8 protein-coding genes are annotated in these 12338 nt (G+C 67.8%); 5 read left to right on the forward strand and 3 right to left on the reverse strand.

The window, feature by feature from the left end; translation table 11 throughout:
• Positions 1–26 precede the first annotated feature (26 nt).
• From groES to ACE3P9_RS05035, 3 genes are all read right to left on the reverse strand, one after another.
• Entirely contained in the window at positions 27–317 is a 291-nt protein-coding gene (groES, locus tag ACE3P9_RS05025) for a co-chaperone GroES (protein WP_374492187.1), read from the reverse strand.
• A 252-nt stretch (positions 318–569) separates the two neighbouring features.
• Positions 570–1187, reverse strand: coding sequence for a C40 family peptidase (locus ACE3P9_RS05030; protein WP_374492188.1), 618 nt, complete (start codon positions 1185–1187; stop codon positions 570–572).
• 159 nt (positions 1188–1346) lie between these two features.
• A complete protein-coding gene (locus ACE3P9_RS05035) occupies positions 1347–1943 on the reverse strand; it encodes a hypothetical protein (RefSeq protein WP_374492189.1) in 597 nt (198 codons plus the stop codon).
• Positions 1944–2426: 483 nt separating this feature from the next.
• On the opposite strand from ACE3P9_RS05035, the gene ACE3P9_RS05040 reads away from it, so the two are divergent.
• The 5 genes from ACE3P9_RS05040 to ACE3P9_RS05060 all read left to right on the forward strand — a co-directional run bounded on the left by ACE3P9_RS05040 (position 2427) and on the right by ACE3P9_RS05060 (position 12303).
• Positions 2427–3791, forward strand: a complete 1365-nt coding sequence (locus ACE3P9_RS05040; protein WP_374492190.1) for a ferric reductase-like transmembrane domain-containing protein — start codon at positions 2427–2429, stop codon at positions 3789–3791.
• 65 nt (positions 3792–3856) lie between these two features.
• Positions 3857–4822, forward strand: coding sequence for a 1,4-dihydroxy-2-naphthoate octaprenyltransferase (menA, locus tag ACE3P9_RS05045; protein ID WP_374492191.1), 966 nt, complete (start codon positions 3857–3859; stop codon positions 4820–4822).
• Between the two features lie 309 nt (positions 4823–5131).
• On the forward strand, positions 5132–8698 hold the full coding sequence (locus ACE3P9_RS05050; protein WP_374492192.1) for a DUF2126 domain-containing protein: 3567 nt from the start codon (positions 5132–5134) through the stop codon (positions 8696–8698).
• Positions 8699–8721: 23 nt separating this feature from the next.
• A complete protein-coding gene (locus ACE3P9_RS05055; RefSeq protein WP_374492193.1) occupies positions 8722–11355 on the forward strand; it encodes a circularly permuted type 2 ATP-grasp protein in 2634 nt (877 codons plus the stop codon).
• Positions 11356–11358: 3 nt separating this feature from the next.
• Positions 11359–12303: a transglutaminase N-terminal domain-containing protein gene (locus ACE3P9_RS05060; RefSeq protein WP_374492195.1), complete on the forward strand. Its 945-nt coding sequence runs from the start codon at positions 11359–11361 to the stop codon at positions 12301–12303.
• The last annotated feature ends 35 nt before the right edge of the window (positions 12304–12338 follow it).

Below are 12338 nucleotides of genomic sequence, written 5' to 3' on the forward strand. Positions count from 1 at the left end.
CGCATCCGTGCGGGATGGGGTGGGTATTACTTCTCGACGACGGCGAAGATGTCGTCTTCCTTCATCACCAGCAGTTCCTCGCCGTCGACCTTGACGGACTGGCCGCTGTACTTGCCGAACAGCACACGGTCACCGACCTTGACGTTCAGGGGCTTGACTTCGCCCTTGTCGTTGATGCGGCCGGGGCCGATGGCCAGCACTTCACCCTGGTCGGGCTTCTCGGTGGCGTTGTCGGGGATGACGATGCCGGAAGCGGTTTTGGTTTCGTTTTCCAGACGCTTGACGATCACGCGATCGTGCAGGGGACGCAGGTTCATGGACTCTCCTTGAAAGTAAGTCGTGATGAGACAAACAGTTGAAACAGGGGATGTTCCCTGCCTGCACGGAAACGCGTCCGTGCAGGACGGGGAAAGCATCGGCCGGCAGAGGCGGCTGGCCATCCCGGCACACATGCGTGGATGGCTTTAGCACTCTACCCTGGCGAGTGCTAATGATAAGGGCGATCCAGGGGGATTCAAGAGGCGGATGGGCAAAACTTGCGCATGGCACCGGGTGCCATGCCGGGTGGCTCACCCGCGGAATACCGTGCGTGCACCGTTGAAGCGGGAGGCAAAGTAGGGGCTGTAGAGGCTGGCGGTGCGCACGATGCCCCCCGAAGAAGGGGCATGGATGAATTCGCGGCGGCCGATATAGATGCCCATGTGCGAGAAGGGGCTGCCGGAGGTATCGAAAAACACCAGGTCACCCCGCTGCAGCTGGTTCACGGCAAGGGGGCGACTCGACTGGGCCCACTGCAGGGTGCTGCGAGGCAAGGCACGGGGAGCAATGCCGCTGAAGACGTATTGCACGAGGCCACTGCAGTCGAAGCCTCCTTCCAGCGTATTGCCGCCGTAGGTGTAGGGTGTGTTGATGGCGAGCATGGCCCGGGCAATGGCGGCTTCGCGCAGGTCGCCGGAAAACTGCAGCGGATGCAGCAGGGCGATGGAGGGGTAGTCGGTCCGGAGCGTGCCCAGGGAGGTGCCGGAAGAGCGCCGACGGGCTGTGTGGGCAGGGCTGGCGCAGCCCGCGAGCAGGAGGGCTGCGCAGCCTCCCCCGGCCAGGAGCAGCAGGTGGCGGCGCGAGGCGAGGTCTTGAGTCGAAGAATCAGACCCCCCCTCCCGCCGAAGGGCGGGGGGCAGCGCGGGCATGGAAAGAGAGGAGGTGGGGGGCGGCAGGGGGCGCATCGGGAAAGCTCCGGAAGATGCCATGCGCACGTTGTACCACCTGGGGTGCCGTTTGCGAATCCCCCGGCCTGTCTGTCGCCCTGTCTGCAGCAGGGGGCGGCAGGGAGGCGCGCAGGGGGGGGATCAGAAGTGGGGTTCACTCCGGGAATCGTGAGATTCGCGATGCTCCTGGGGCCGGTTGTTGGGGCGCTGCTGCTGTGGCTGCTGGATAGCTCGGGGATCGCGCTGGAACGTGCGGGCACGTTCCACACGCTGTGCCTGGGGAGCCATGCGGCGCTGCTCGGCCGCCGGAGAGTTCGGCAAGGTGCGCGGGCGCTGTGACATCCAGGCAGGACGTGGGACAGCGGCTGGAGCAGGAGTGCCGGGCTGGGCCGCCGGGGAAACTGCAGGCGCTGTACGGCCCTGCGTGGCATGCATCCAGCCCGTGGGGTTGCCAGCCGGCGCTGTGGGGGCGTGAGGGGCGGTGGCTCCCCACGGACGTCCGTTGACGGGGGCCTGAACCGCATGCAGGGGGGTAGAGGGGCCGGGCGGCACGAAGCGGTGGCCAGGCGCAGTCCAGTGACCATTGACGAACACGACGCCATTGCCACGATGGGCATAGTAGGGATGCATCCAGGTATAGCCCGGACGCGGGGCACTGGCCCAGTGGCCGCGCGCCCAGACCCACTGGTTCTGCCAGGTCCAGTAGCCGCCGATCCAGATGGCGCCGATGAAGGGCATGGGGGGCGGGGTTTCGACCAGAACCGGCGGCGGGTCGTAGGGAATGAGCAGCGGGTCGGGCTGGACGACCCCGACATCGCTCCAGACACCGCTGTCGATCGTGGCGTAGGGCAGGGGCGCAACGCAGGCAAGAGGTCAGCAGGGTGAGACCGGTGAGCAGCAGGGCGGCGGGCCCGCGGAGGGCGCGCGCAGGGGCAGCGGAAGGACGGATCGGGAGGATGGCAGTCATGGGATGTTCGTCGGAAGATGGAAATGAGTGTGTAAGGGCAGATCACATGGCGGCTGCAAAGTTCAGCGGCAGGTGTGACAGCGTGTATGGGGGCGCCGGCGCCCGGCTTGGGGCAAGGTGGACGGCGCCAGGCGGTTCAGGGAAGCTTAAGAGGCATGCGGCAAGGTGAACATGGATACGGGAACTTCGGGGTCGGGATGCACTCTATCTGTGCGTGAGGACCACGGAGTCCGGAACTTTTTTGCGAGGACAGAATGAAGAATATCAAGATGGGGTGGTGGCTGGTGCTGCTGGTGCCTGCGGGATTGTGGTTCATGGCCGATACGCTGTGGGTGCAGCCGTTCAGGTATTTCCCGTTCAGGGAGGTCTTTATCCAGTTCACCGGCGTGGTGGCCATGGCGGTGATGAGCGTGGGCATGGTGCTGGCGACCCGTCCGCGGTGGCTGGAGGCCCGGCTCAATGGGCTTGACAAGATGTACCGCCTGCACAAATGGCTGGGGATCACGGCGCTGGTGGTGTCGGTGGTGCACTGGTGGATGTCCAAGGGGACGAAGTGGATGGTGGACTGGGGCTGGCTGGAGCGCCCCGCACGCCGTGGCCCCCGAGGCGGCGGAGAAGGGGCGGCACAGGCGGTTGTGACGCTGGAGCAGTGGCTCAACACGCAGCGCCATCTGGCCGAATCGATGGGAGAGTGGGCCTTCTATGGGGCTGTGGTGCTGATGGTTCTGGCGCTCGTGAAGTGGTTCCCCTACCGGCTGTTTGCCAAGACACACCGCTTGCTGGCCGTGGCCTATCTGGTGCTGGCCTTTCATACGGTGGTGCTGCTCAAGTATGCCTACTGGTCCCAGCCGGTGGGATGGCTGATGGCCGTCCTGACTGCGGCCGGAGTGGTGGCTGCCCTGATGGTGCTGCTGGGGCGCGTGGGGGCCGGGCGCAAGGTGTCTGGCGAGATCCTGGAGGTGCATCGCCTGCCTGCATTGCGCGTGGTGCGCACCACACTGCGGCTTGCTTCCGGATGGCCGGGGCATGAAGCAGGGCAGTTTGCCTTTGTGACCACGCATCGTGCGGAAGGGGCGCATCCGTACACGATCGCGTCGCAGTGGGATCCCGCCACGCGGGAAATCACGTTCATCACCAAGGCGCTGGGCGATTACACCGCCACTCTGCCGCAGGCGCTGCAGCCCGGCATGCCGGCCACGGTGGAAGGGCCGTATGGGTGCTTTACCTTCAATGACGATGCTCCCCGCCAGATCTGGGTGGGAGGGGGCATCGGCATCACGCCCTTTGTGGCGCGGCTCAAGGAAATGGCGCAGGAGCGGGCTCAGGGTGCCCATGCGCCCGAGGTGGATCTGTTCCACACCACAACGGAACTCGACCCCGAGGCGCTCGCGCTGCTGGAGGCCGATGCGGCTGCAGCAGGGGTGCACCTGCATGTGCTGGTCGATGCGCGTGATGGACGCCTGACGGGCGAACGCCTGCGTGCGGCCGTGCCGGAATGGCGCACGGCCAGTGTCTGGTTCTGCGGCCCGGCAGGATTCGGCACGGCGCTGCGGACCGATCTGCTGGCGCAGGGATTGCCGGCAGGGCGCTTCCATCAGGAGCTGTTTGCCATGCGCTGAAAGGGGCGGCGTTGCGGCCCATGGGAGGGCTGGGCGCTTCCGGCCCTCCCCTACAATGGGGCGCCATGTCTGCTTCTTCCGATGAATCCCTGCGGGGCGATGTTCTCCCTGTCCCCGCGCCTGCCGGTTCGGCTGCGCCGTCTGCCGCGCATGCCTGGTGGCTGGCGGCCCGGCCCTACACCCTGACCGTGACCCTTTCGCCGGTAGTGGCAGGGTGCATGCTGGCCTGGCTGCAGACAGGACGTCTGCACGGGCTGCTGGCGTTGGTGACGCTGCTGGCGGCCATGTGCATCCAGATCGGCACCAATCTGCTCAACGATGTGGGCGACTACGAGAAGGGGGCCGACCAGCCCGATCGACTGGGGCCTCCGCGGGCGGTGGCCAGTGGCTGGCTGCCAGCTGCCGCCGTGAGGCGTGCGGGATTTCTGGCGATGGGGGGCGCATTCCTGCTTGGCATCGTGCTGGCAGGAGTGGGGGGCTGGCCCATCGTGGCGACAGGGTTGCTGGCACTGGTGTGTGGCTGGGCCTATACCTCGGGGCCGCGTCCGATTGCCTATGGACCGTGGGGGGAAGTGTTCGTCTGGTGCTTCTTTGGCCTGGCGGCAGTGGGGGGTACCTTCTGGCTGCAGGCCGGCGTGCCCACAGCCCGTGTCTGGTGGATGGGGCATGCGATGGGAGCCTTTGCGGCGGCAGTCATGCTGGTCAACAACACCCGCGACCGTGCGACCGATGTGCGGGCGGGCAAGCGCACGCTGGCGGTGCGGCTGGGTCTGCCGGCCAGCCGACTTCTGTATGCAGGGGCGATGCTGTTTCCGTTTGTGATTCTGCCGCTGATCGGGCCGGCAGCGAATTCGCCCTGGATGGCTCTGCCGCTGGTGATGCTCGTGCCTGCGCTCAGGCAGGTGACCGATGTTGTGCGCCACGCGCCAGGCAAGGGCTACAACCGGGTTCTGACGCGCACCGGGATGGTGCAGCTGGGATTTGTGCTGACCTGGGCCGCAGCGCAGGGGCTTGCCGGCGCGGCAGCCTGAGTGGTGCATCTGCCCCCAGGGGGGTGCCGATGGCCGTGCATGGAGCAGGGGGGAGCCAGCTAGGCACGGCCCTGCAGCCCCAGGGGGTGCAGCTGGCATGTGTATTGCTTGACTGACCAGACAGGGCCCCGTTTTCCTCATGGCGCCGGCCTTCCATGCCTCGGCGCCCATGAGGAAGACAGGCCCCTTTCGTGATGCACGATTCGCAGGGAAGCCTTCCGTTCGCACGAGAATGAGCGGAACTTCCATTTCCAGGACCGTGTCTCCCCTGTTCGGGAGCGCGGGCCGATGATCCAGCAGGGCACAGCCATGTCGATACACGCCGCACTTCACCACGTCACCCACTACCGGTACGACCGCCTGGTGCAGCTCGGACCGCAGGTGGTGCGCCTGCGGCCAGCCCCCCACAGCCGCAGTCGCATCCTTTCCTACAGCCTCAAGGTCGAGCCGGCCCAGCATTTCATCAACTGGCAGCAGGATCCGTTCGCCAACTACCAGGCGCGCCTGATGTTCCCGGAGCCCACGCAGGAGTTCAAGGTCACGGTGGATCTGGTGGCGGAAATGGCGGTGTTCAATCCGTTCGATTTCTTCCTGGAGCCCGAGGCCGAGCAGATTCCGTTTGCCTATGGCGAGCTGGAGCAGCAGGAGCTGGCGCCCTATCTGGCGGCAGACCCGCTCACGCCGCTGCTGGAGAAGTATCTGGCAGGCGTGGACCGCAGCGCCACGCCGACGGTGGACTTTCTGGTGGCGCTCAACCAGCGGGTGCATCAGGATGTGCGCTATCTCATCCGCATGGAACCCGGCGTGCAGACGCCGGAGGAGACCCTGGGCAAGGCCAGCGGGTCCTGCCGCGACTCGGCATGGCTGCTGGTGCAGCTGCTGCGCCATCTGGGGCTGGCGGCGCGCTTCGTGTCCGGCTACCTGATCCAGCTCAAGCCCGATGTGAAGTCGCTCGACGGCCCCAGCGGCACCGACCATGACTTCACCGACCTGCACGCCTGGTGCGAGGTCTACCTGCCGGGGGCCGGCTGGGTGGGGCTCGATGCCACCTCGGGACTGTTTGCGGGCGAAGGGCACATTCCGCTGGCCTGCACGCCCCAGCCCGGGGGGGCCGCGCCCATCGAGGGACTGGTCGATCCCTGCGAGGTGACCTTCAGCCACGAGATGTCGGTGTCCCGCATTCTGGAAACCCCCCGCGTCACGCTGCCGTATTCGGATGCGCAGTGGGAGCGCGTGCTCGCCCTGGGTGATGCCGTGGATGCTTCCTTGCAGGAGGGGGATGTACGCCTCACCATGGGGGGTGAGCCGACTTTCGTGTCCATCGACGACCGCGACGCGCCAGAGTGGAACACCACAGCGCTCGGGCCGCGCAAGCGGGAACGGGCCATCGAGCTGCTGCACCGTCTGCGCGACCAGTATGGTCAAGGGGGCTTCCTGCACTGTGGGCAGGGCAAGTGGTATCCGGGCGAGCAGCTGCCGCGGTGGGCCCTCTCGGCCCTGTGGCGCACCGACGGCGAGCCCGTGTGGCACAACCCGGCCCGTCTGGCCGATGAGCGCACGCCCCAGCACTACACCCAGGAAGATGCCGACCGCTTCATCCGCCAGCTGGCCGAGGAGCTGGGCATCACCGACAGCCACGTCATGCCAGCGCTGGAGGACACCTGGTATCACCTGTGGCGCGAGCAGCGTCTGCCCAGCAACGTCACGCCGCAGGATGCGCGGCTCGACGACAGTCTGGAGCGTGCCCGGCTGGGCCGCGTGTTCGGACAGGGCCTCGCACGGCCTGTGGGCTACGTGCTGCCTCTGCAGGCAGTCTCCGAAGTGGGCACCTACGCCGAGCTGACGGCCGAGCATGCCCCCCGCTGGGCCACCAGCCCCTGGCATCTGCGCGAAGGGCAGCTCTATCTGCTTCCGGGCGACTCCCCGGTGGGGCTGCGTCTGCCGCTCGACCGGCTGCCCTGGGTGGCCGCCGATGACCGCGCGGTGCCCGTGCCGGTCGATCCCTTCGAGCCGCGCGAGGAGCTCGACAGCACCGGTGCCGACCAGCCCGCACAGGACCGCCCGGGCGCGCAGGCACGCGCTGCCGCAGGCAGGGACGCGGCCGCCTGCCAGAAGGAGGGGGCCGCTGCAAGGCACCACCGTCGCGAAAGCGAGAATCTCGCCGGTGGCGGCATGGTGGGCATGCACGAGGACGCGGATGACGACGGCATGGCCAGCGGGCAGCTGCGCGAGCGCAAGCCGCGGCTGTACGAATCGGCACCGTGGATCGTGCGCACCGCCCTGTGCGTGGAGGCGCGCGACACGCGGCGCACCACGGGCATCGTCGATCCCAAGGATCCCTCCAAGGGCTATCAGGCGCTGTATGTGTTCATGCCCCCGGTCGTGCGGCTGGAGGATTACCTCGACCTGGTGGCCGCCATCGAGCGCACCGCCGAGGCGCTCGATGTGGCCGTGGTGCTCGAAGGCTATCTGCCGCCCCGCGATCCCCGTCTGACCATGCTGCAGGTCACGCCCGACCCCGGAGTGATCGAGGTCAACATCCAGCCTGCCCGCACCTGGCGCGAGATCGTGTCGCGTACCGAGTTCCTGTACGACGCGGCCTTCCACTGCCGGCTCTCCGCCGAGAAGTTCATGACGGACGGACGGCATACCGGCACGGGCGGTGGCAATCACTTCGTGATGGGCGGCGCCACGCCTGACGAGAGCCCCTTCCTGCGCCGGCCCGACGTGCTGGCCAGCCTGCTGTCCTATTGGCACAACCACCCCAGTCTTTCCTATCTGTTCAGCGGGCTCTTCATTGGCCCGACCAGTCAGGCCCCCCGGGTGGACGAGGCACGCAACGACCAGCTCTACGAGCTCGAAATCGCCCTGGCCGAAATCCACGGGGCACAGGCCAAGTACGGCGAACAGATGCAGCCCTGGCTGGTCGACCGCAGCCTGCGCAACATCCTGATCGACGTCACGGGCAACACCCATCGCAGCGAGTTCTGCATCGACAAGCTCTACTCGCCCGATTCCAGCACCGGCCGTCTGGGGCTGCTGGAGCTGCGTGCCTTCGAGATGCCGCCCCATGCCCGCATGAGCGTGGTGCAGCAGCTGCTGATGCGTGCGCTCATTGCCCGGTTCTGGCGTGAGCCCTACCGCGCTCCCCTGACGCGCTGGGGCACCGAGCTGCACGACCGCTTCATGCTGCCCACCTTTGTGCAGGCCGACTTTGCCGATGTCATGTCCGAGCTGCGTGCCGCTGGATTCGCGTTCGAGGATGCGTGGTTCGCTCCGCATTTCGAGTTCCGTTTCCCTCACATCGGGGACATGGAGGCCGACGGCGTCACGCTTACCCTGCGCAGCGCGCTGGAGCCCTGGCACGTCATGGGCGAAGAAAGCGGCGGGGGGGGCACCGTGCGCTATGTGGATTCTTCGCTGGAACGGCTGGAGGTCGAGGTGCGGGGCTTCAACCCGGCCCGCCACACCATCACCTGCAACGGCGTGCCGGTGCCCCTGCAGCCCACCGGCAAGGCCGGGGTGCTGGTGGCCGGGGTGCGCTACAAGGCCTGGAATCCGCCGTCCGCCCTGCACCCCAGCATTGGGGTGCATGCTCCCCTGACCTTCGATGTGGTCGACACCTGGATGGGGCGCTCGCTCGGCGGCTGTTCCTACCATGTGGCCCATCCGGGTGGACGCAACTACGCGACGCTGCCCGTCAACGCCTACGAGGCGGAAAGCCGCCGGCTGGCGCGCTTTTTCCGGCTCGGCCATACGCCTGGCACCTTGGATCTGGCCCGCAACGCGCTGCCCACCAGCAATTCCATGCTGGCAGACCGTGAATTTCCGTTCACTCTGGATCTGCGCCGCCATCCTGCGGCTTCCAGATACTGAGCCGGAAGCGGACAATCCGGGACGTGTCCTTCGTGCTTTCTTCCTCCTCTCCGCCCGGCCTGGTGCCGGCGTCTCCCCCTGTCTGCGCTCCCGGCAGCGTGCTGCGCTTCAGCGAGCTGCTGGGGCAGGCGCGCTGCGAGGGGGGGCGGCTGGATCTGCCCGGCCTGCGGCAGGAGGATCTGGCGCCGGCGTGGCGCGACTTCTGGCGCCATACGCGGCCCGATCCCGCCGCGCTCGACGCACGCCTGCAGGGGCTGCGTCGCCAGATCCGCGAGGACGATGTCAGCTACAACGTCTACGCCGGTGACGGCGATGTGCAGCGCCCGTGGGCCGTCGACCTGTTTCCGCTGCTCATCGGCGCGGCCGATTGGGCCCACATCCGCCAGGGCGTGCTGCAGCAGGTGCGGGTGCTCGAGCACATCCTGGCCGATGTCTATGGCCCCCAGCATCTGCTGCGCGAGGGGCTGCTGCCGCCTGCGCTGGTGCAGGGGCACCCCGACTACCTGCCCTGCATGCACGGTGTCACGCCGGTGGGCGGGCGGAGGCTGCACATTGCCGCCTTCGATCTGGCACGGGGGCCGGAGGGCGGCTGGTGGATCGTTTCCCAGCGGCTGCAGGCCCCTTCGGGGCTGGGGTATCTGCTGGAGAACCGCCACGCCGTCTCGCACCAGTTCCCGCAGGCCTTCGACGGCATGCACGTGCGGCGGCTTGCAGGGGCCTATCGCAGCCTCATGGCCAGCCTGCGGCAGGCGAGCCCTGCCGGCGAGGATGCGCACATTGCCCTGCTCACCCCCGGGCCCTACAACGAAACCTATTTCGAGCATGCCTATCTGGCGCGCTATCTGGGCATCTCGCTCGTGGAGGGCAGCGACCTCACGGTGCGCGACCGCCGGCTCTACCTCAAGACCCTGCAGGGCCTCGAACGGGTCGATGTGCTCATCAAGCGCATGGACGACCAGTTCCTCGACCCTCTGGAGCTGCGCCCCGATTCGCAGCTGGGCGTGCCCGGTCTGCTGGAGGCGCTCCGTGCCGGCCATGTGCTCATGGCCAATGCGCCGGGGGCCGGGTTTCTGGAGTCCGGGGCGCTGCTCGGCTTCCTGCCCGCGCTGGCCCGTCGCCTCATCGGTGAGGAGCTGGCGCTGCCTGCCCTGCCGACCTGGTGGTGCGGCGAGGCAGCCGCACGCGAACAGGCCCTGGGGCTCATCGACGGCTGCGTCATCAAGCCGACCTATCCGGCGCCGTATCCGGGCGCACCGGCACGCCAGCACTTCGACACGGCACTCACGCGCTGGCTTACTACGGCCCAGCGTGCGGAGTGGGTGAACCGCATCCGTGCCCAGGCCGATGAGTGCACCGTGCAGCGCTATCTGCCCGCTTCGGGCGTACCCATCTGGCGCCCTGCAGCCGGGGCACAGGCGGGGGCAGGCGAGCTGCTGGAGCGCCCCGCCATCGTGCGCGTGTTTGCCCTCTCCAACGGGGCGGACAGCTGGCGGGTGCTGCCCGGAGGCATGGCCCGGCTCGCCAGCGAGGGCGGGGAGCTGTCCTCGATGCGCTGGGGCGGCTCCAGCGCGGATGTGTGGGTGCTCTCCAGCCAGCAGCAGGAGATGCAGGGCATGGCGCCCCGCCCGGTCGTCCGGACCCTGGCTGCGCGCGGTGCGCCGGTGCGCAACGTCACCAGTCGGGCGGCAGACAACCTGTTCTGGATGGGGCGCTACACCGAGCGCATCGAGAACAATGCCCGCCTCATCCAGCTCATTCTCAATACCCTGACCGGCGAGGAGCAGGCTTCGCACCCGCTGCGGGGCTGGCTCGATGCGCTCGCCCGCGCACAAGGGCTGGTGCCACCGGGCACGCCCGGGCTGGTGGAGGATCGACAGGCCTTTGTCCATGCCCTCATCACCGGCATGGCCGGGCAGGACGGCCTGTGCTCGCTGGCCTTCAACCTGCAGTCGCTGCGGCATGCGGCCTCGCAGGTGCGCGACCGGCTTGCGCTGGAGCACTGGGCCGAAATCCGCTCGCTGCAGGAAACCTTTGCCCTCGAAAGCCGTGCCCTGGCCGCCCAGCCTGTGCCCTCGTGGGCCGATGCGCAGGAGCTGCTGCGCGACCTCATGCGGCGGCTCTCCGGCATCATCGGCGCCCAGCTCGACCGCATGATGCGCGACAACGGCTGGCGGCTGCTCTCGATCGGCCGCTTCATCGAGCGGGCCGGCTTTCTGTGCGAGGCCTTTGATCTGGCCTTTTCCACCCGCGCCGTGGAGGATGATGACGGCTTCGAGGCCCTGCTGGTTCTGTGCGACAGCACCATCTCGTTCCATGCGCGCTACCAGCAGAGCCATGATCTGGCCGCGCTGCTGGAGCTGCTGGTGCACAGCCGCGAGAACCCGCGTGCCCTGGGGTGGGTCATGCAGTCGCTCTCGGGGCGGCTGGCCCGCCTGCAGGAAGGCAATCCGCCCGATCTGGAGGATCTGGCTCTGCACCTGCCCGAGCCGGGGAATGTCGATCCCGCCATGCTCGCCCAGGCCGATGCCCAGGGGCACCGGGCAGCCCTGCATGCGCTGCTGCAGGAGGTGCGCCGTGCCATGGGGGAACTCTCGCAGGCGCTCACGGTGCGGCACTTCACCCATACGCGCCAGGTGCGGCTCAGTCTGGGGGCATGATCCATGAAGCTGCGCATCACCCATGACACCCGCTATCTCTACGAGCACATGGTCGATGGCGCACTGCATCAGGCGCATCTGCGGCCCGTGGCCACTCCGCTGCAGACGACGCTCCTGCACGCGCTCGACGTCGATCCCGCGCCTGCCTGGATCGAGCATCGGCAGGATCTTTTCGGCAATGGGGTGGACTGGTTCGCCATCGACCATCCCCATGACCATCTGGGTGTGCGCTCTGTCAGCGACGTGTGCACCACGGCACCGCCACCCGCCTTCAGCACCGTGGCCTGGGAGGCTGTGCGCGAGCGCTTCGTGTACCGACAGGGAGCCCCCTACGATCCGGCCAGCCAGTACGTGTACCCTTCGGTGCATGTGCGCACCCGTCCCGAATTCATCGACTATGCCAGTCCCTCGTTCACGCCGGGGCGTGCGCTGGTGGAGGCAGCCTGCCACCTCACGGCCCGCATTCACCATGAGTTCAGCTATCGCGCCGGCAGCACCGAGATCGGCACACCGGCCGAAACCACGCTGATCCGGCGCGCCGGCGTCTGCCAGGACTTTGCCCATGTGCTGCTGTGCTGCCTGCGCTCGCTCGGGCTGGCCGCCCGCTACGTCAGTGGCTACCTGCTCACCATGCCGCCGCCCGGTCAGCCGCGGCTGCGCGGAGCCGATGCCTCGCACGCCTGGGTGTCGGTCTATGTGCCCGATCTGCCGGCTTGGCTGCCGGTGATCGGCGGGGCTGTCCCGGCGGGGGAGGACTCCGCTCCCCAGGGAGGCTGGTTCGATCTCGATCCCACCAACAACCGCGTGGGCTGGATGGCGCCGGGCGAAGACTATGTGTGTCTGGCCGTTGGCCGCGACTTTGCCGATGTCTCTCCCATACGGGGAGTGCTGTATGGCCACGCAGACCACACGCTGTCGGTGGGAGTCACGGTCGAACCCATCGCGTGATGGCGCGCCCCTGCGGGACAGGCACTTGCCGCCTC

Origin of the sequence: Allobrachymonas sp. (assembly GCF_041912815.1) — a bacterium.
Lineage (GTDB): Bacteria > Pseudomonadota > Gammaproteobacteria > Burkholderiales > Burkholderiaceae_C > Brachymonas.